This window comes from Acidovorax sp. SUPP3434, from assembly GCF_030159015.1.
In the GTDB taxonomy this organism is placed as follows: Bacteria; Pseudomonadota; Gammaproteobacteria; order Burkholderiales; family Burkholderiaceae_C; genus Paracidovorax.
This window is the reverse complement of sequence record NZ_BQXL01000009.1, coordinates 157511-174315: the sequence shown is the minus strand read 5'-3', so window position 1 is coordinate 174315 and position 16805 is coordinate 157511. Positions and strand designations below refer to the sequence as shown.

The 16805-nt window shown below is 68.4% G+C and carries 17 protein-coding genes and 2 pseudogenes; 14 read left to right on the top strand and 5 right to left on the bottom strand.

The window, feature by feature from the left end:
• Positions 1 to 16 precede the first annotated feature (16 nt).
• The 8 genes and pseudogenes from AVKW3434_RS15455 to AVKW3434_RS15420 form a co-directional block, all read left to right on the top strand.
• A complete protein-coding gene (locus AVKW3434_RS15455) occupies positions 17 to 910 on the top strand; it encodes a DUF6402 family protein (RefSeq protein WP_284406553.1) in 894 nt (297 codons plus the stop codon).
• Positions 910 to 1332: a hypothetical protein gene (locus AVKW3434_RS15450; RefSeq protein WP_284406552.1), complete on the top strand. Its 423-nt coding sequence runs from the start codon at positions 910 to 912 to the stop codon at positions 1330 to 1332. Before AVKW3434_RS15455 ends, AVKW3434_RS15450 begins: the two co-directional genes overlap by 1 nt.
• Entirely contained in the window at positions 1329 to 1733 is a 405-nt protein-coding gene (locus AVKW3434_RS15445; protein ID WP_272566437.1) for a hypothetical protein, read from the top strand. The genes AVKW3434_RS15450 and AVKW3434_RS15445 overlap by 4 nt, the downstream gene beginning before the upstream one ends.
• Positions 1734 to 1920: 187 nt before the next feature.
• Positions 1921 to 2049: pseudogene (locus AVKW3434_RS15440) on the top strand (DUF6402 family protein); the annotation flags it as partial.
• Complete coding sequence (locus tag AVKW3434_RS15435; RefSeq protein WP_284406551.1) at positions 2049 to 2453, top strand: hypothetical protein; 405 nt, start codon at positions 2049 to 2051, stop codon at positions 2451 to 2453. The pseudogene AVKW3434_RS15440 and the gene AVKW3434_RS15435, both read left to right, overlap by 1 nt.
• 125 nt (positions 2454 to 2578) lie before the next feature.
• Positions 2579 to 2896 (top strand): hypothetical protein, encoded by a 318-nt coding sequence (locus AVKW3434_RS15430; protein WP_284406550.1) that lies wholly within the window; start codon positions 2579 to 2581, stop codon positions 2894 to 2896.
• Complete coding sequence (locus AVKW3434_RS15425) at positions 2854 to 3294, top strand: hypothetical protein (RefSeq protein WP_284406549.1); 441 nt, start codon at positions 2854 to 2856, stop codon at positions 3292 to 3294. Before AVKW3434_RS15430 ends, AVKW3434_RS15425 begins: the two co-directional genes overlap by 43 nt.
• 24 nt (positions 3295 to 3318) lie before the next feature.
• Positions 3319 to 3444, top strand: a pseudogene (locus AVKW3434_RS15420) (IS5/IS1182 family transposase); the annotation flags it as partial.
• Between the two features lie 6 nt (positions 3445 to 3450).
• On the opposite strand, the gene AVKW3434_RS15415 reads toward AVKW3434_RS15420, so the two are convergent.
• The 4 genes from AVKW3434_RS15415 to AVKW3434_RS15400 all read right to left on the bottom strand — a co-directional run bounded on the left by AVKW3434_RS15415 (position 3451) and on the right by AVKW3434_RS15400 (position 9207).
• Entirely contained in the window at positions 3451 to 4383 is a 933-nt protein-coding gene (locus AVKW3434_RS15415) for a type III effector (RefSeq protein WP_284406548.1), read from the bottom strand.
• A 142-nt stretch (positions 4384 to 4525) separates the two neighbouring features.
• The gene (locus AVKW3434_RS15410; protein ID WP_284406547.1) at positions 4526 to 5989 is read right to left on the bottom strand and encodes a DUF1501 domain-containing protein; all 1464 of its coding nucleotides are present in this window, start codon (positions 5987 to 5989) and stop codon (positions 4526 to 4528) included.
• Between the two features lie 38 nt (positions 5990 to 6027).
• Positions 6028 to 7932, bottom strand: a complete 1905-nt coding sequence (locus tag AVKW3434_RS15405; RefSeq protein WP_502869096.1) for a DUF1800 domain-containing protein — start codon at positions 7930 to 7932, stop codon at positions 6028 to 6030.
• Positions 7933 to 8172: 240 nt separating this feature from the next.
• Entirely contained in the window at positions 8173 to 9207 is a 1035-nt protein-coding gene (locus AVKW3434_RS15400) for an alpha/beta hydrolase (protein ID WP_284406546.1), read from the bottom strand.
• Positions 9208 to 9433: 226 nt separating this feature from the next.
• Here AVKW3434_RS15400 and ompR point away from each other — a divergent pair, with 226 nt between their 5' ends.
• The 3 genes from ompR to AVKW3434_RS15385 all read left to right on the top strand — a co-directional run bounded on the left by ompR (position 9434) and on the right by AVKW3434_RS15385 (position 12856).
• Positions 9434 to 10189 (top strand): osmolarity response regulator transcription factor OmpR, encoded by a 756-nt coding sequence (ompR, locus tag AVKW3434_RS15395; RefSeq protein WP_284406545.1) that lies wholly within the window; start codon positions 9434 to 9436, stop codon positions 10187 to 10189.
• Positions 10186 to 11574 carry an ATP-binding protein gene (locus tag AVKW3434_RS15390; protein ID WP_284406544.1) on the top strand — a complete coding sequence of 463 codons (1389 nt, stop codon included), beginning with the start codon at positions 10186 to 10188 and terminating at the stop codon, positions 11572 to 11574. Before ompR ends, AVKW3434_RS15390 begins: the two co-directional genes overlap by 4 nt.
• Before the next feature lie 175 nt (positions 11575 to 11749).
• On the top strand, positions 11750 to 12856 hold the full coding sequence (locus tag AVKW3434_RS15385; protein WP_284406543.1) for a serine hydrolase domain-containing protein: 1107 nt from the start codon (positions 11750 to 11752) through the stop codon (positions 12854 to 12856).
• An 88-nt stretch (positions 12857 to 12944) separates the two neighbouring features.
• Here AVKW3434_RS15385 and AVKW3434_RS15380 read toward each other — a convergent pair whose 3' ends face one another.
• Positions 12945 to 14915 carry a methyl-accepting chemotaxis protein gene (locus tag AVKW3434_RS15380; protein WP_284406541.1) on the bottom strand — a complete coding sequence of 657 codons (1971 nt, stop codon included), beginning with the start codon at positions 14913 to 14915 and terminating at the stop codon, positions 12945 to 12947.
• A 106-nt stretch (positions 14916 to 15021) separates the two neighbouring features.
• Between AVKW3434_RS15380 and AVKW3434_RS15375 the strand changes: the two genes are divergently transcribed.
• The 3 genes from AVKW3434_RS15375 (at position 15022) to arsH (ending at position 16667) form a co-directional block, all read left to right on the top strand.
• Positions 15022 to 15336 carry an ArsR/SmtB family transcription factor gene (locus AVKW3434_RS15375; RefSeq protein WP_284406540.1) on the top strand — a complete coding sequence of 105 codons (315 nt, stop codon included), beginning with the start codon at positions 15022 to 15024 and terminating at the stop codon, positions 15334 to 15336.
• An 86-nt stretch (positions 15337 to 15422) separates the two neighbouring features.
• Positions 15423 to 15929, top strand: coding sequence for an arsenate reductase ArsC (locus AVKW3434_RS15370; RefSeq protein WP_284406539.1), 507 nt, complete (start codon positions 15423 to 15425; stop codon positions 15927 to 15929).
• 24 nt (positions 15930 to 15953) lie between these two features.
• Positions 15954 to 16667 carry an arsenical resistance protein ArsH gene (gene arsH / locus AVKW3434_RS15365; RefSeq protein ID WP_284400561.1) on the top strand — a complete coding sequence of 238 codons (714 nt, stop codon included), beginning with the start codon at positions 15954 to 15956 and terminating at the stop codon, positions 16665 to 16667.
• Positions 16668 to 16805 lie beyond the last annotated feature (138 nt).

Sequence of the window (16805 nt, the reverse complement as noted above, 5' to 3'; positions counted from 1 at the left end):
GGAACGGGGAGGTCCCATGAACAAGGGCATGGTCCAAGTGGACCAGGAGCGCCTGCGTGCGCAACTGGAGAAAAAACTGCCGCCCAAGGTGCGGCTCTTTCAACTGGATGACATCCCGGGCGTGATGCGCTCGCGCATGGGGTGGCCGGTGGCGGCGGCGTTGATGGAGCGGTGGTTTCGGGGGGCGCCTTTTAAGATGCCGGGTCCGATGAAGCGGGGGGAGGCTGTTAGCCGGCCTAGCACTCTCAGTGCGGCGCAATTGGATGAGAACACCGTTTCCATGGCCTGGGCGCGTGGTTTCGCAAGGGTGAACGCCGCCATGGCAAAACTGCAATCCCAGTGGGCCACTCCAGCTGGCGTGGTGCAACTGAAAAAAATCGTCAGGGAACAAGGCTTGGGTCGCCTGGGAACGCAAGCGTGGCGGTTGGGCGACCTGTCAAAGCCCGCGAAAATCCTGGACGAAACCTGCCAAGTGAATTACCTGGGATTTGGCCGACTCAGCGATCCTCTGGACGATTTCTATGGGGCCATGGGCGAGGCCACCCTGAAAGTGGCCGTATCAGGCATGGTGACGCCGAAAGGAACTGGAAAAACTTCGATTGCCATCGACGAATTGGGTTTCTATCTGCGAGACGCCTACGATTTCAACGATGGCGAAAATTCCTTTCTTTCGCAGCCCCTGGGCTTCTGGGGTTTCGGGGGCGTCGAACGACTCCAGTGGGGTTCAGGCGTCTCCATCTCCGAGCAATGGGTTCAGGAGACAGATGCTCAAGTACGAAGCCACACTTACCTAGTGCAGAACACGGACTTTCGTCGCTGGCGTGCGTTACACGGCAGGGGTGGCGATTTCATCGTCCTTTCGAACGTGCACCGTGTGCAGCTTCCTTTTCCGATTCACATGGAGTGGTGATGCCCTTGAAAGATTTGAAAAAAGTGCCATGCATCGCGTGGTGTCTGGCCATCAACGCATTGCTCTTCGTAGGGTGGCATGTCTATGCCCCGACTTTTTTGTACAGCGACAACAGCCCGCACATGACCTACCGCGTGGATGTTTACAACGCCTCGATTCTTCAGAGAATCATTCACTACGAGTTCGGAATGCCTGCGATCGTGCGGCTGTACAGGGTGGAGCCCAGGGCGCTACTGGCCGAAAGCCATGTCGTTGATATGAGCGCAGGAAATGGCAGTATCAGTTGGCATACCGCTCCTCCGCTCGATTTCAATGAGGTGTATGCGGGCCATGGCGTGCTGTTCGAAAACATACCCTCTGAATGCCCCACCCAGGCACCGCCGCCGAGCTGTCTGAACCGGCCAGAAACGAAATCACGATGAAGCACTTCGCCTGGAACAAGATCCCTTGCATCGTCTGGTGCCTGGCGTTGAACGCTGCGCTGTTTCTGGCGTGGTACTTGTCTACGCCGGCGCTCTACAACCGCTACAACAGTCCTCTGCATACCTATCGACTGGAAATCTACGATGCATCCTGGTGGCAGCGTGTGCAGCACCTGGATTCAAAGAAGCCTTCTGTAGTCCGTCTCTACCATTCCGATTCTCAGGCGTTGTTGGGGACCAGCCCGGTGGTCGACCTTTGGCGCAACGATGCCATCGTCTGGAGCGTTAACTCGCCGGGAGACGACAACCATGTGCGTGTGGGGAAGGACGTGCGGTTCGACAAACTTCGGTCCGAGTGCGCGCCGCCGTCTCCCCTACGCATCTGCGAGCAACAGCAATAAGCCATGCGCCGCAGCGGTGATGAATTCATTGGATGTTGGCCCCACTCCAAGAACCCCATGCTCACCGGATACGCCGCCCCACCGAGATTCCCCAGGCAACACCCAACCTCTCCATATTTGCTACCAGCGCGCCATCGTCGCGGCCTGCCCGCGATGGGCACATGAGAGCGAGACCAAAGCGCGTAGTCACACTTACCTTGTGCAGAACGAAGACTTTCGCAAATGGCGCGCAAAGCATGGGCGTGGTGGCGACTTCATCGTCCTATCCGACGTGCATCGTGTGCGCCTTCCTTTTCCGATCAAGCTGGAATGGTGATGAAACTGTCAGATCTTCGTAAAGTCCCTTGTATCGTTTGGTGCCTTGCACTGAATGCGATTATTTTTTTGGTCTGGTACGCGGCGACCCCCACTTTTTTCGATAGTGAGAACAGTCCTCACCGCGTTTACCGCCTTGAGTTCTACAAGGCATCAATCGTTCAGCGTGTCATCCATTACGACTACAAGATGCCTTATGTGGTGCGTCTTTACCGGGTTAATTCCAGGACATTGCTCGGTGAAAGCGAAGTGGTCGATCTCTGGATGAATGGCGAGACCAGTTGGCATTTGGATGCGCCGGTAGCCACTAACAAAGTTTACGTAGGGCGGGATGTGTTCTTCAACAACATTCCTTCCGAATGCACGGACCCTACTTTGCCACCAGATTGCCCTGCCAAGAAGTGAAGCAGATCAATGCCGGACCCATGATTTTCTCTTGTAGAGATGGTGAAAAACCTGTTTTCAATAGAGGCTCGTGCTTCGTCCGGTGCTTGGCGGTGACGGCCCTCTTTGTCATGGCTTGGTACGCCATGACGCCCACATTTTTCGACAGCGAAAACAGCCCATATCGCGTTTACCGCCTGGAGTTCCATAAAGCATCTCCCTTGCAAAGAATCGCCCATCTCGATTTCAAGATGCCCTATGTCGTGCGCTTGTACAAAATCGAGCCCAAGACGCTGCTGGGTGAAAGCGAGGTGGTCGATCTCTGGCTGAACGGCGAAATCACGTGGTATCTGAATTCTTCGGTGGACCGGAACGAAGTGCGCGTCGGCAGGGATGTCTTGTTTGAAAAAATCCCAGCGGAATGCACACCTGCGTCACCGTTGGTCAGTTGTCCCAAGCCTTGATGCGCCCTTTGAAAAAAATCCCGTGTGTCGTGTGGTGCCTGATGCTGGGTGGTTGTGTTGTTCTGGGGTGGCGCGCCACTTCCCCTACGTTCCTGTACAGCTACAACAGTCCTCATGAAATCTATCGCCTTGAGTTCCATCGGGCATCGATCCTGCAGCGCATCGTCCACCACGATTTCAGGATGCCTTTCGTCGTCCGGCTATATCGCGTTTCGCCCAAAACGCTGTTGCGAGAAAGTGAAGTCGTGGACCTTCAAGGTGGAGGGCAGTTCGACTGGCACCTTGATCCACCAGTCGCTACCAACAAGGTGTATGTAGGCAATGAAGTGGTGTTTGAGGGCATTCCCTCGGAATGTGGCGACCCACCGCTTCCCAGTGGGTGCCCTCCCAAGCCTTGATAAAGCGCTTGCGCCGTGAGTGAGTACGCTTGGGTTGCTGGATTTGGAAAGCTGCGGATCCGATTCGAGAGGCGGTTCGAAATTCATCAAGCCTTGCTCACATTGGCCGCAGCCATCATCTGTTCTCGCTTCGTGGACCCGTCGTGTTAGCCGGTCTTACCTGCGACGGCCCTGCGCCTGGTGCGCGAGCAGGTCTTCGGTGATGTCGTCGAATGTCCAGGCACTGCCATTGCTTTCATTCTGATAAGTGGTGCTGGGGTCCGTGCCGACCCGGACATCGAAGAGGCGATTGTTGAGTGTTGTGTCTGCGAGCGCGTGTGCAGTCAACTCCGGCCCGATAGTCGGCAGCCGCATCTTGCGTAATTGTTTATTGACCTTATCCTGGTCCATCGGCTGGATTGCTTCCATGCGATGGGCATCGCTGCCGGACGGCGCGCGCTCAGTCCAAGTTTCCTCGCGGGCTTCATGGGCTAGCTCGGCGAGCGAATAGCTCTCCCCTGTTATGGAGTCGTGGAGCACGGCGTTATTGAGGGTAGAGGCACTGGGATGGCCTGGCCATGGATCGACCACGACCGTATGGTGATTCCCCCAGCGGGCTTCGCGAGGGTCTCCAATCAGAAGGAACTCGTGGTTTCCCTCACCGGGCAATACCTGCCTGCGGCGCATCAGAGGCCCCGTCACGCCATCATCGGCATGCAAGGCCGCTCCAGCGACAGAGGCAAATACTGCGCAGTTCCCCCCCTGCGCTTGCTGCGCTCGTTTGAGTTTCGAGTGGCTAGTGTCCCTGCGTGATATCGCATCGCGGGCCCAGCTTTCGCCCTCGCTGGCGCGAATGTCCGATGCCTGGTTGGAGGCGCCAGCATGAAGCACTGCTCTCGTTGTTCGGTTGGCTCGACCTGCGGCCTTGAGATTCTCGAAGACCTCGGATGGAACGGATACCGTACGGTGTGCATAGCCATCAGGCAGGCCCAGTGCCCCACTGGCGACGTTTTGATGCACTTCGACGGTATCGGCTCGATGGCCTGACGACAAAGCATTCCAGCTACCGGAAGACGAAGAGCCTCCGCCCTTGAAGATACCTTTGAACATGATGAAAGCGTCCTGAAAAGAATTTTCCAGAATCTAGGTTTTTTACCTGCAGGCGCATCGCGTGCGGACGAAAAAACATCCAACGAGCCGAACTGAAAGTGGCCTTCGTGCCTGCGCAGGCATCCCCCCTGCTCAAGGATGATCAACCCATGAAGCCGAGATCGACTGGATATTGTGTTCCGCCGAAGTTGGCGATGCGTGGCAACACCCCCGCCATCTCCGTATTCGCCACCCCGAACCACCGCGCCATCGTGGCCGCGTACTGGTCCACGGCGGTGCTGGGCAGCAGGCGGCCCTGGCCCACGTGCCACTGGTCTTCGCTGCCGCTGCCGTTGCCCACGCTGATGGGTGGCGGCGTGCCGTAGAAGGCCGCGCCGCGCACGGCGCCGCCGACCACGAAGTGGTGGCTGCCCCAGCCGTGGTCGGAGCCGTCGCCGTTGGAGGTGAGCGTGCGCCCGAAGTCCGATGCGGTGAAGGCGGTTACCTTGTCGGCCACGCCCAGCTCCACGGTGGCGTTGTAGAACGCGGTCATGGCGCTGCTCACGCGGTCCATCAGCACGGCCTGGCCCGAGACCAGGTTGTCGTGCAGGTCGAACCCGCCCATCGACACGAAGAACACCTGCCGCCGCGTGCCCAGCGCGCCGCGCGCCGCGATCAGCCGCGCCACCACCTTGAGCTGGTCGGCGAGCGAATTGCCCGTGGGGAAGGCGGTGGACACGCCCGCGCCCGCCAGGGCGGCGGAGATCTGCCCTTCCGAGCCGATGGAGCGCTGCGTCACGCGCGCGTATTCGGCCTCCATCGCGTGGGCGCTCGCGGCCTGCACCAGCTCGCTCAGCACGCCGCGCACGGCGCTCGATCCATAGACGCTGTTCTTGACCCCGTTGATGGGCACGGCGCCGCTGGTGCTGATCTGGTACTGCAGCGCCTGGTCGCCCGAGAGGAACACCGCGTTGCCGCTGGCCGAGATGCAGGTGAACAGCGAGTTGGTGTTGGCCGACAGGGCGAGGTCGCCCAGGTTGCCGCCCCAGCCCACGGTGGAGCCTTCGGCGCCCTGCGATTGCCACACCGACTGCTGGTCGTTGTGCGAAAAGAGCTTCGGGGGCAGCGGGTAGGTGCGGCGGTCGGCGCTGGCGTACTGCGCCCGCGTGAGTGGCACCACCAGCGGACCCACGTTGAGCTGCACCGCCGCGCGCCCGCTGTTGAAGAGGCCGGCCATGCCGGTCATGGCGGGGTGCAGCGCGTACTGCATGCCGCCCGAGAGGGTGCTGGACGGCTGCAGCACGGTGCCGCCCAGCGCACTGCGCCCGAGCGCGATGCCGCCCGCGGCACCGTCCGCGCCGCCGCCTCGGATGGTGGCGTACTGGGCGTAGCGCGCGCTGTCGTAGGGCACGACGGTGTTGGCGTAGTCGTTGCCACCGTACAGGAAGACGCACACCAGCGCCTTGTAGTCGTTGGCTTCGAACGCCGCGGCCTCGCCTAAAGCGGCGAGGTTGAGGGCGAACGGCAGCGCGGTGCCGGTGGCGGCCAGCTGGGCCGAGCGCCGCAGGAAGGCGCGGCGCGTGTGGCGGGCCGGGTCGATGAAGGGGGTGGACGGGTTCGTGGGCATGGGCGTGTTCCGTGGGCGTGTCCGTGGGGCAGGGGCGGTCACTTCTGCACGAGGTATTCGGGGCTGGCCATCACCAGCAGCACGGCCGCGGCGACGCGGTTGAGCTGCACGGCGGTGGTGCTGCTCGCCGTGACGGGCGTGGTGTTCAGCGCGGCGGCGATGCGGCCCTGCGTGGCGACTGACACCTGGCCGGCCGACAGCAGCAGCGCCGCCTTGCGCACCAGGGCCGTAGCGTCGGCCACCAGCGGCAGCAGGTTGGCGTAGGTGCAGGCGATGTCGAAGCCGTTGCTCGCGTTGCTGGCGTTTTGCGGCAGGTCGGGCGCGTTCACGAAGATGCCGTTGCGGATGGCGTTCTGCATGAAGTTCAGGTAGCCGCTCACGCTGGTTTCGTTGACGATCTGGAACTCCGGCGCGACCTGGCCGTTGGCGGCCATGGCGGTGGAGGGCGGCACGTAGCCGGGGCGAAAGAAGTTGAACACCGACCCCGCGCGCATCGGGCTTTGCCCCAGGCGCGTGGCGGGGTCGCTCAGGTCGCCGATCTTCCAGCTGCCCTGTGCGGAGCGCAGCCCGAAGGTGCGGCCCCATTGCACGAAGCGCACCATGGGCTCGCGCAGGCGGCCGAACTGCGGGTTCGCCAGCCCCGTGGTGCTGCGCGCTTCGGTATCGAGCAGCACGGCGGCCACCACCGCGCGCAGGTCGCCCCGGGTGCCGCTGCCGTTGTTGGCGAACGCCGCCGCCACGCGCGCCACGTAGGCCGGGCTGGGGTTGCTGGTCACCAGGCGCTGGATGAGTTGGCGGCCGATGAAGGGGCCGACGTTGGGGTGGTTGAAGAGGGTGTCCAGCGCCGTCTTGAGCGCCGCCTCGCCGGGCGTGCCGGCCCCGACGGTGGTGCCCAGGAACGTGGCGGCCAGCGTGGAATGCCGGCTGGCGGTGAGCACCATCGGCAGCCGGGCCTGTTGCGGGCTGGGCACGGTGCTGGTGCCCACGGTGGTGGGCTGGTTCTGGCTGCGGTCGTAGTCGTAGCCGGTGAACACGCGCGCCAGGTTGCTTACGTCGGCGGCGGTATAGCTCTCCAGCCGGTTGCCGCTGCCGTCGCGCTGCTCGGTGCCGTCGGCATTGAGCTGGTACAGGCCCAGCGTGAACAGCTGCATGACCTCGCGGGCGTAGTTCTCGTCGGGCTGACGGCCGGTGCGGGCGTCTTCCTTCTGGTTGCCGCGCGTGTTCAGGTACACGCCCATGGCCGGGTTCAGCGTCACGGCCTCCAGCAGCGCGCGGAAGTTGCCGAGCGCATGCGTGTTGAGCACGTCCCAGTAGCTGGCGGCCAGGAAGGCGTTCCAGGTCTGGTCCAGGCCGTTGACCGAGACCACCATGATCTCCGACAGGGCCAGCGCCACGCGCTTGCGCACCGCGTCGCCCGCAGTGAACAGCTGGTTCCACAGCATGAAGTCGGCCGGGTAGGCCGCGTTGTAGAAGCGAGTGTCGGCATTGGCCACGCCGTAGCCGCGCTGGGTGAGCCAGTCGGTGCCCGTGGTGCCGATGGGCTGGGCGAACTGGTTGGCCAGCCAGGCGGCGTAGCCCTGGCTGCGCACCTCGGCGATGGATTCGTCGGTGGCCGAGAACTGCGCCTGCAGCAGAAACCGCGCGGCCTCCTCGTCGGTGGCCGGGGCGTTCACGGCCCCCGTGCCGCCGCCCGAGGGCGCCGGGCTGGGGGCGGGGGTGCCTGTGGCAGGCGGCGGGCTGGTGCCGCTGTCTTCGCTGCCACCCCCGCCGCCGCCGCAGGCGGCCAGCAGGGCGGCCGCCAGCGCGGCGGCGCCGGCGGCCGGGGTGCTGGAAGGCAGCGAGGGGGCGAGGGGCGGGGTGGGCTGCGGGGCCGGCGATGGGCCTGGCGAGTGGGGCGCAGGGTGGTCGGCGCCGAGGGCGGGTGCCGCGGGGGTCAGCATCATGGGCGTCTGTCCCGGGCAAACGGGAGCGTGGCGGATGGGGACACGGGCATCGCCGGGGCGTCGGGGCGACGGCGGCGCGCGAGGAGGGGCAGGAATTTTTGGGAACGGCGCGCCCGCCCATTCCGATGACAGGCCGATGCAGCTGTTACATCCGGTCTGTGTCCGGTTGTTACCGCCCGCAGCGGGGCGCGCCGGTCCGCTTCCTCGGCCGCCATGCCCGGCCGGCGCCCGGCCGCGCCGTCAGCGCCCCAGCCGCCGCGCCACTTCGCCGTCGAGCGAGGCCATGAACGCTTCCACGGCCCGCGTGTAGTCGCTGTCCAGGCCCAGGGTGCCGTTGATGTCGCCATGCGAGAGCGCCTGCGGCAGCACCTCGGCGCGGCTGCCGGCCTCGCGCACGCGGCGGGCCATGTGCACGGCCTGCTGGCACGGGTGGTCCGGGCGCACGGTCGAGCACACGAACTGGAACGGCGCCGCGCCCGGCACCAGCTGGTCGTAGGGCGACAGCGTTGCCCAATAGGCCGGGTCGTCGCCGAAGGCCTCGTCGTAGAGCGCGGCGTGGGGCGCCCCCATGAGGGCGGGCAGGTCCAGCACCGCGCTGTCCAGCGACACCGCGCCCAGCCAGGGCACCGCGCCCGCGCGCTGCGCCAGCGCCGGCTGGGCGTTCAGCAGCGCCACCAGGTGCGCGCCCGCCGAATGGCCCATGAGCACGGTCCGGGTGCCGTCGGCCCCCCACTGCGCCGCCCGCTGCTGGACCGTGGCGAGGGCCGTGGCCACGTCGTGCGCCTGCAGCGCCACGCCCGTGTCCGGCAGCAGCCGGTAGTTGACCGACACCAGCACGAAACCGAGCGGCACCCAGCGCGCCACCTTCTCCTGCACCACGCGCTCCATGGCCTTGTCGCCCGTGCGCCACGCGCCGCCGTGGACCATGAAGAGGATCGGCGCCCGTGGCCCGGCGGCCGGCCGCGCGGAGGCGGGCGGCAGGTACACGTCCATGCGTTGCAGCGGGTCGCGGCCGTAGGGCACGTCGAAGAGGCGCTGCACGCCTTCGGGCAGCCGCGAAATGCTGCGGGGGCTCTGCTCTCCCAGCCACCCGACGGTCTTCAGGCCCCCGCCCCCGGCCCAGCGCCCCTGCCAGGGCCCCTGGGCCTGCGCCGGCAAGGCCCATGCGGCGCCGGCCAGCAGCAGCGCGGCCACGAGCGGGTGGCGCAGCCCAAGGGGCGCAAGGCGGTGGGACGGCGAGTGGGTGGCGGTATGGGCGGGGGCGTGGGCGGTCATGGCATCGGACTCCTGGGAGGGCAGTGGCGGTTGGGTGGGGCGCCGTGCGCGGATCGCTGCGCCCTCGCCGCCACTGTGCCGCGCCACCGTTCCAAAACGATGGCGCGCGCATTCCAAGTGATGACAAACCATGACCGCTGCGCCAGCCCTGTCATGGCCTGACACGGGCATGCCGATGGCGCCGCGGGCCGGCCCTACCATCGCGGTCAATCACAGGGGTTTTTCCATGACCGATGCGCTGGCCCGGATTCTGGTGGCCGATGACGAACCCGACCTGCGGGCGCTGCTGGAGCGCTACCTGGGCGACCACGGCTACGCCGTGCGCACGGTCGACGGCGCCGGCCCGCTCGACCGGCTGCTGGCGCGCGAGCGCTTCGACGTGCTGGTGCTGGACGTGATGATGCCGGGCGAGGACGGCCTGGCCATCTGCCGCCGCCTGCGCACGCAGGGCGAGACCATTCCCATCCTCATGCTGACCGCACGCGGCGACCCGGTGGACCGCATCGTCGGCCTGGAGATGGGCGCCGACGACTACCTGCCGAAACCCTTTCAGCCGCGCGAACTGCTCGCGCGCATCCAGGCCATGGTGCGGCGCCAGCGCATGCTGGGTGCGCACGCCGGCCCCGCGCCTTCGGCCGGGCGCGTGGCGTTTGGCGATTTCACGCTGTGGCTGGACGAGCGCCGGCTCGAGCGCGCGGGGCAGGACCTGCCCATCACCACCGCCGAATTCGCGCTGCTGCGCGTGCTGGCCGGCCACCCGCACCGCCCGCTGGGGCGCGACCGGCTCATCGCGCTCGCCCACGGTCCGGCGCATGCCGCCACCGACCGCAGCATCGACGTGCAGGTCATGCGCCTGCGCAAGCTGATCGAGGCGGACCCGGCCCGGCCGCGCCACATCCGCACCGTGTGGGGCGTGGGCTACGTGTTCGTGCCGGATGCCGCGGCGCCGTCGCCCGCCGATGGCGCGGAGGCCGCCCCATGAGCGCCCCGGCCGGGTCCGCGACCGGGGCGCGCCGCGCGCGCTGGCCGCGCAGCCTGCTCGGGCGGCAGTGGCTGCTGGTGGCGGCCCTGGTGGTGCTGGGCCAGCTGTGCGCGGCCTGGGTGGCGCGGCAGATGGTCCTGCGCCCCCGCGCCGAGCAGGTGGCCGAGGGCGTGGCCCGCCATGTCGATGCGCTGCGCGCCGGGCTGGCCGCGCTGCCGCCTGCGCAGCGGGCGGCCTTCACCGACGCCTTCAACCGCCGTGCCCGGCAGCTGGCCGGCACGGCCGCTGGCGCCGGGCCCGGCGCGCGGCCCTCGCCCGTGGAGCGCACCTTCATGCAGGCCGTGGAGCGCCGCCTGGCGGCCGATCCCGACCGCGCTGGCGCCGCCACCGCCCCCCGCTGGCGGCGCGACGAGGCCGGCGGGCTCGTGCTGCGCGTGTCCTTCGACGGCGCGGACCACTGGCTCGGCCTGCCCGGCCTGTTCCCCACGCGGGAGGCCACGGGTGCCTGGCTGATGGCCACGGTGGCCGGCATGCTGCTGGCGCTGGCCGCGGCCTGGTGGCTGCAGCGGCACCTGCACCGGCCGCTGGCGCGCGTGGTGGCGGCGGCCCGGCGCATCGCGCGCGGCCAGCCGCCGCCGCTCCTGCCCGAGGAGGGGCCCGAGGAACTCGCCACCGTCAGCCGCAGCATCAACGCCATGGCGCTCGCCCTGGCCCGTGCCGACCACGACCGCGCATTGATGCTGGCCGGCGCGTCGCACGACCTGCGCACGCCGCTCACCAAGCTGCGCCTGGGCGTGGAGATCGCGCAGCCCCGGCTGGACGGCGACCTGTCCGCCAGCATGGCGCGCAGCATCGACGAGATGGATGCCATCGTCGGCCAGTTCCTCGACTTCGCCCGGGTGGGCGAGGCCGAGGCCCCGGTGCGCGAATCGCTCGACGCCCTGGCCGACGCCGTCGCCCAGGCCCAGGCGGACCACGGCCGCACGGTGCGCGTGGAGCCGGGCGGCGCCCCGCCGCTGCCCCTGCGCCCCCAGGCCCTGCGCCGCGCCGTGGACAACCTGGTGGAGAACGCCTGGCGCCACGGCGCCGCCCCCGTGGTGCTGCGCACGGGCGGGGCCGCGCAGGGGTCGGCCGCGTGGATCGAGGTGCAGGACGGCGGCCCGGGCATCGCGCCGCAGGACCTCGCCCGCGTGCGCGAGCCGTTCGCGCGCGGCGGCGCGGCGCGCTCGGGGTCGCCGGGGGCGGGGCTGGGCCTGGCGATCGTGGAGCGCGTGGCGTGGGCGCACGGGGGTACGCTGGAACTGCATGCCGTGCCCGGGCAGGGGCTGCGGGCGCGCATCGTGCTGCCGCGGGAGAACGGCGCTGGTGGAGAGGAAAAGGTTTAACGCAAAATAGGGCTCCAGCACAATCAGGACTAGGGCATTTTGCTATTTAATTGATAGCATTTTCCGGGCCGGTTTGCGCTGACGTGGCGGTCCCGGTTGCTGGCTCCGGCAGCAGGGGGCCAGGCCGCTGAGCCCATTCCACGCCCCACCACGCTGCCCCTTTCATTCCATGCCGATGCCTTTGCGAACCCTGTGCGGCGCGGCCCTGCTGCTGCTCGCCAGCGCGTGCACGTCCGTCCCACCGGCTTCGACGGCGCCCGCGCCCGCCGCCTTTCCCGGCGCATCGTGGGAGCCCCAGCCCGTCGCGGAGCAGGGGCCGGCCTGCCGCCGCGGTCTCGAAGCCGCCGGCGACTACCTTCGCACCCTGGACACGACCGCCCTGATGGCGGTGCAGGACGGCCGGGTGCTGTTCGGGTACGGCCCGGTGGAGGCGGTCAGCATCGTGTTTTCGGTGCGCAAGAGCGTGCTGTCGATGCTGTACGGCCCGCCCGTGGCGGACGGCACCATCGACCTCGACCGCACGCTGGCGGACCTGGGCATCGACGACACGGGCGGCCTGCTGCCGATCGAGCGACAGGCGACATTGCGTGACCTGCTCACCGCGCGTTCGGGCGTCTACCATGCGGCCGCCAATGGGGGCGACGACGCGGCGGCCGCGCCGGCGCGCGGCTCTCAGGTGCCGGGCCGCTATTTCCTCTACAACAACTGGGATTTCAATGCCGCGGGCACGGCGTTCGAGCGCCTGACCGGCCGTGGCATCTACCAGGCCTTCGCGGACGATCTGGCCGCGCCGCTGCAGCTGCAGGACTTCGACCCGGCGCGGCATGTGCGCAGCGGCGATGCCCGGCGGTCGGAGCACCTGGCCTATCCCTTCTTTCTCTCCACGCGCGACATGGCGCGGCTGGGCCATCTTATGCTGCAGCAGGGGCGCTGGCGCGGGCGGCAGATCATTCCGGCGGACTGGGTGGTGCAGACCACGCGGCCCACGACGCCGGCCTCGCAGATGCACCCGGCACACACCGCGCGGCGCGGCTTCGGGTACGGCTATCTGTGGTGGCTGCTGCAGGAGCCGCCGGACTCGCCCCTGGCAGGCGCCTACATGGCCTGGGGCGTGCACGGCCAGTACATCCTGGTGGTGCCGAAACGGCAGATGGTGATCGCGCACAAGCGCCAGGTGCCGGTGGCGGGCGACTGGAACGTCAGCTGGGTCGGTCCGAAGGCGTTCCTGCACGCTGCCCGCCTGCTGGCGGCCGCGCCCTGCCGGGCCGGCGAGGCGCCCTGACCGGCCCGCGCTGCCGCCGGGATCGGCAGGGAGGGCAGGAAAGCGTCGAAAAAAATGCCGCCAGCGCAATCAGTACTATGGCATATTGCTATCGAATTTGTAGCGTATCGCCCGTCTGCACCACCGCATCCCCGGCCCCCAGCCGGAACACCCCCGCCGCCCGCACCAGCTCTTCCGCCTGCGCCCGCAGGCTGTTCGCCGCGGCGGCCATCTCCTCGACCAGCGCGGCGTTCTGCTGGGTGGCCTGGTCCATCTCGGTGACGGCCTCGCCCACCTGGGAGACGCCCAGCGACTGCTCGTGGCTGGCCGCGCTGATCTCGCCCATGATGTCCGTCACGCGGCGGATGGCGGTGACCACGTCGGTCATGGTGCTGCCCGCCTGGTCGGCCAGGGCGCTGCCCTGCGCCACCCGTTCCACGCTGGCGCCGATCAGCGCCTTGATCTCCTTGGCCGCCTCGGCGCTGCGGCCGGCCAGGCTGCGCACCTCGCCGGCCACGACGGCGAAGCCGCGGCCCTGCTCGCCCGCGCGGGCGGCTTCCACCGCGGCGTTCAGCGCCAGGATGTTGGTCTGGAAGGCGATGCCGTCGATCACGCCGATGATGTCGCCGATCTTGCGCGAGGCGGCGTGGATGCCCTGCATGGTCTCCACCACGCGCGTGACCACGGCGCCGCCCTGCACGGCCACGGTGCTGGCGTGTTCGGCGAGCTGGTTGGCCTGCCGCGCGCTGTCGGCGTTCTGGCGCACGGTGGCGGTCATCTCCTCCATGGAGGCGGCGGTTTCCTCCAGCGCGCTGGCCTGGGCCTCGGTGCGGGCCGACAGGTCCATGTTGCCCTGGGCGATCTGGGCGCTGGCGGTGGCCACGCCCTCGGAGCCGCTGCGCACCTGCGCCACCATGGGCTTGAGGCGCGCGCGCATCTGCTGCTGCGCGGCGATGAGCCGGCCCACCTCGTTGCTGCCGTGGGCGGTGTCCTCGCCGCTCAGGTCGCCCGCGGCCACGGCGCTGGCCAGGTCCACGGCCTGCGCCAGCGGCCGGGTGATGGAGCGCACGAAGACCGCCGCCAGCCCGCCCGCGAGGGCCAGCGCCAGCGCCATGGCCAGCGCGGCGACACCCAGGGCACGCTGGTGGCGGGCCACGCGCTGCTGCAGCGCGGCATCCAGGCTGGACATGGCGGTGGCGTTCAGAGCGCTCAGCGCCTCGATGGTGGCCGAGAGGTCGTCGAAGTAGTCCTTGGCGGGCAGGGTGATCTCGGTGGCCTTGAGCAGCCCCCGGTCGGCCAGGCCGCGCGATGCGGCCACGCGCTGGCGCACGGCCGAGACCTGGGCGCCCAGCGCCTGCCGCAGGCCGGCATCGCCGGCCATGGCGCGGTCGAAATTGCGGAAGGTGCTTTCCTCCAGCTCGCCCACGCGCTGCTGCAGCGCCTGCAGCGAGCCCTTGCCCTCGGGCGGCAGGCTGGCGCGCGCCAGATACCCGGCGCCCTGGCCGCGCAGCAGGCCGATTTTTTCGCCGAGCAGCGGGGCGTGGACCAGCGAGGCCTGGATCAGGTCCTGCGTGGCGGTGTCGGGATCGGTCTGGAAGCCGTAGGCGTGCAGCAGCTCCTCGCTCACCCGCAGCAGGTCGGCCACCAGCTGCGTGTGCCGCGCCAGGGCCTGCGCGGCGGGCAGCGCGCGGGCCGCCACGGCCTGCTCCAGCGCGCGCCAGGCCTGCGCCGCGTCGGCCCAGGCCTTGACCTGCGCCGCGGGGGCCGCGGCAGCCGCCATCTGCCGGTCGGCCTCGGCCAGGGCCTTGTTCATGGCATCCCGCACGGCGGGCCGGCGCGCGCCCAGCACCTCGTCCCCGTTGAGCATGGCGGCCGACAGGCCCCGGTGCACCTGCAGCCACTGCGCGGCCTGGTTGACCGCGATGATGGCCGGCGCGCCCGCGCTCTCGTGGCGCGCATCGCCGATCTCCTGCAGCGCGCCGCGCACGTACAGCCCGGTGGGCAGCGCGGACATCAGCACGGCGATCACGCCGAGGATCAGGAATTTCTGAAGCAGGGTGAGGCGATGGAGGAGGGGCATTTTGTGTAAACAAATGTTTGCTTTTGGGGTTTAGCAAGACATGTGCCTTTGCTCTTCTCGGAGGGCTTTCGTTTTGATAATTCAATGATTGTTGTATAGTCGAATCATGAATGAATCCGATGTGGTCCAAGCCCTGGCCGCGCTGGCGCAGGCCGTGCGCCTGCGTGTCTTTCGGGCGCTGGTGGTGGCGGGCGAGGACGGCCTCACGCCCGGCGCCCTGGCCGAGCGCCTGGAGATCGCGCCCAACACCCTGTCGTTCCACCTCAAGGAGCTGACGCATGCGGGCCTCATCAGCCAGGAGCGCCAGGGCCGCAACCTGATCTACCGCGCCGCCTACCCGGCCATGAACGCCCTGCTCGCCTATCTCACCGAGAACTGCTGCCAGGGCACGCCGTGCCTTCCCGCCGCCGCCAACGCATGACAGTGCTAGCCATGCCGGCCACGCGTGGGCTTCAGCCACTCCGGGCTCTTTCGCCCCATCGCACTGCCGGCCCTCCGGAGCCCTCCATGAGCGACACCCCACGCGCCCTGAACGTCCTCTTTCTCTGCACCCACAACGCGGCCCGCAGCATCCTGGCCGAGGCCCTGCTCAACGACCTGGGCCGGGGCCGCTTCCATGCCCACTCCGCCGGCAGCCACCCGCGCGCCCACCAGCGGCCCAACCCGCTGGGCATCCAGGTGCTGCGCAGCGCAGGCATTGCGACCGACGGCCTGCGCAGCAAAAGCTGGGACGAATTCGCCGCGCCGGGGGCGCCCGCCATGGACCTGGTCATCACCGTCTGCGACAGCGCGGCCGGCGAGGTGTGCCCGATCTGGCCGGGGCACCCGGCCACGGCGCACTGGTGCCATGCCGACCCCAGCGAAGGCAGCGGCACCGATGCCGAGAAGCTGGGCGCGTTCCGCAACACGCTGCACGCCATGAAGCGGCAACTGGAGCGGCTGGTCGCCCTGCCGCCGGACCGGCTCGACCCCGCCGTGCTGCAAGCCAGCGTCCGCCAGCTGGCCTGCGATTGAGGGCTGGGCGATGCCGACACGCGTATGAATCCTGACCTTCCGAACCTCGACGCCGCGCTGCTGCACCCGGTCGATCCCGAGCGGCTGTTTCCCGCGCAGCGCGCCACCCATGCCCCGCGCATCCTGCTGCTGTACGGCTCGGTGCGCGAGCGGTCCTACAGCCGGCTGCTGACCGAAGAGGCGGCGCGGCTGCTGCGGGCCCTGGGCGCCGAGGCGCGCATCTTCGATCCGCGCGGCCTGCCGCTGCCGGACGCGGCGCCCGACGACCACCCCAAGGTGGCCGAGCTGCGCACGCTCGCCCAATGGGCGGAAGGCATGGTCTGGACGTCCCCCGAGCGCCATGGCGCGATGACCGGCATCCTCAAGATGCAGATCGACTGGATTCCGCTGTCGGTCGGCGCGGTGCGCCCCACCCAGGGCAAGACGCTGGCGGTGATGGAGGTCTCGGGCGGCTCGCAGTCGTTCAATGCCGTCAACCAGATGCGGGTGCTGGGCCGCTGGATGCGCATGGTCACCATCCCCAACCAGTCCTCCGTGGCGAAGGCGTTCCTCGAATTCGACGAGGCCGGCCGCATGAAGCCGTCGAGCTACTACGAGCGCGTGGTGGATGTCATGGAAGAGCTGGTGAAGTTCACCCTGCTGACGCGCGACGGCGCGGCCTACTTGGTGGACCGCTACAGCGAGCGCCGGGAAAGCGCGCAGGCCCTGTCGCAGCGCGTGAACCAGCGCAGCCTCTGAGCAGCAGCGGGGGGCGGGCGGTGCCGCGCACGCCAGGCTGTCCCGCGCGGCCACACGGAAACCGGGGCCGTGCTGAATAATCGATCTTCTCGCGCCCCCCTTCCCCCGCCCCCTTTTTTCTGCGCCGGCCTGCCGGCG

Bases quoted from the DNA above. Each gene is read 5' to 3' on its own strand.
- AVKW3434_RS15455 (WP_284406553.1), top strand. From the start codon at position 17: ATGAACAAGGGCATGGTCCAAGTGGACCAGGAGCGCCTGCGTGCGCAA.
- AVKW3434_RS15450 (WP_284406552.1), top strand. From the start codon at position 910: ATGCCCTTGAAAGATTTGAAAAAAGTGCCATGCATCGCGTGGTGTCTG.
- AVKW3434_RS15445 (WP_272566437.1), top strand. From the start codon at position 1,329: ATGAAGCACTTCGCCTGGAACAAGATCCCTTGCATCGTCTGGTGCCTG.
- AVKW3434_RS15435 (WP_284406551.1), top strand. From the start codon at position 2,049: ATGAAACTGTCAGATCTTCGTAAAGTCCCTTGTATCGTTTGGTGCCTT.
- AVKW3434_RS15430 (WP_284406550.1), top strand. From the start codon at position 2,579: ATGACGCCCACATTTTTCGACAGCGAAAACAGCCCATATCGCGTTTAC.
- AVKW3434_RS15425 (WP_284406549.1), top strand. From the start codon at position 2,854: ATGCACACCTGCGTCACCGTTGGTCAGTTGTCCCAAGCCTTGATGCGC.
- AVKW3434_RS15415 (WP_284406548.1), bottom strand. From the start codon at position 4,383: ATGTTCAAAGGTATCTTCAAGGGCGGAGGCTCTTCGTCTTCCGGTAGC.
- AVKW3434_RS15410 (WP_284406547.1), bottom strand. From the start codon at position 5,989: ATGCCCACGAACCCGTCCACCCCCTTCATCGACCCGGCCCGCCACACG.
- AVKW3434_RS15405 (WP_502869096.1), bottom strand. From the start codon at position 7,932: ATGATGCTGACCCCCGCGGCACCCGCCCTCGGCGCCGACCACCCTGCG.
- AVKW3434_RS15400 (WP_284406546.1), bottom strand. From the start codon at position 9,207: ATGACCGCCCACGCCCCCGCCCATACCGCCACCCACTCGCCGTCCCAC.
- ompR (WP_284406545.1), top strand. From the start codon at position 9,434: ATGACCGATGCGCTGGCCCGGATTCTGGTGGCCGATGACGAACCCGAC.
- AVKW3434_RS15390 (WP_284406544.1), top strand. From the start codon at position 10,186: ATGAGCGCCCCGGCCGGGTCCGCGACCGGGGCGCGCCGCGCGCGCTGG.
- AVKW3434_RS15385 (WP_284406543.1), top strand. From the start codon at position 11,750: ATGCCTTTGCGAACCCTGTGCGGCGCGGCCCTGCTGCTGCTCGCCAGC.
- AVKW3434_RS15380 (WP_284406541.1), bottom strand. From the start codon at position 14,915: ATGCCCCTCCTCCATCGCCTCACCCTGCTTCAGAAATTCCTGATCCTC.
- AVKW3434_RS15375 (WP_284406540.1), top strand. From the start codon at position 15,022: ATGAATGAATCCGATGTGGTCCAAGCCCTGGCCGCGCTGGCGCAGGCC.
- AVKW3434_RS15370 (WP_284406539.1), top strand. From the start codon at position 15,423: ATGAGCGACACCCCACGCGCCCTGAACGTCCTCTTTCTCTGCACCCAC.
- arsH (WP_284400561.1), top strand. From the start codon at position 15,954: ATGAATCCTGACCTTCCGAACCTCGACGCCGCGCTGCTGCACCCGGTC.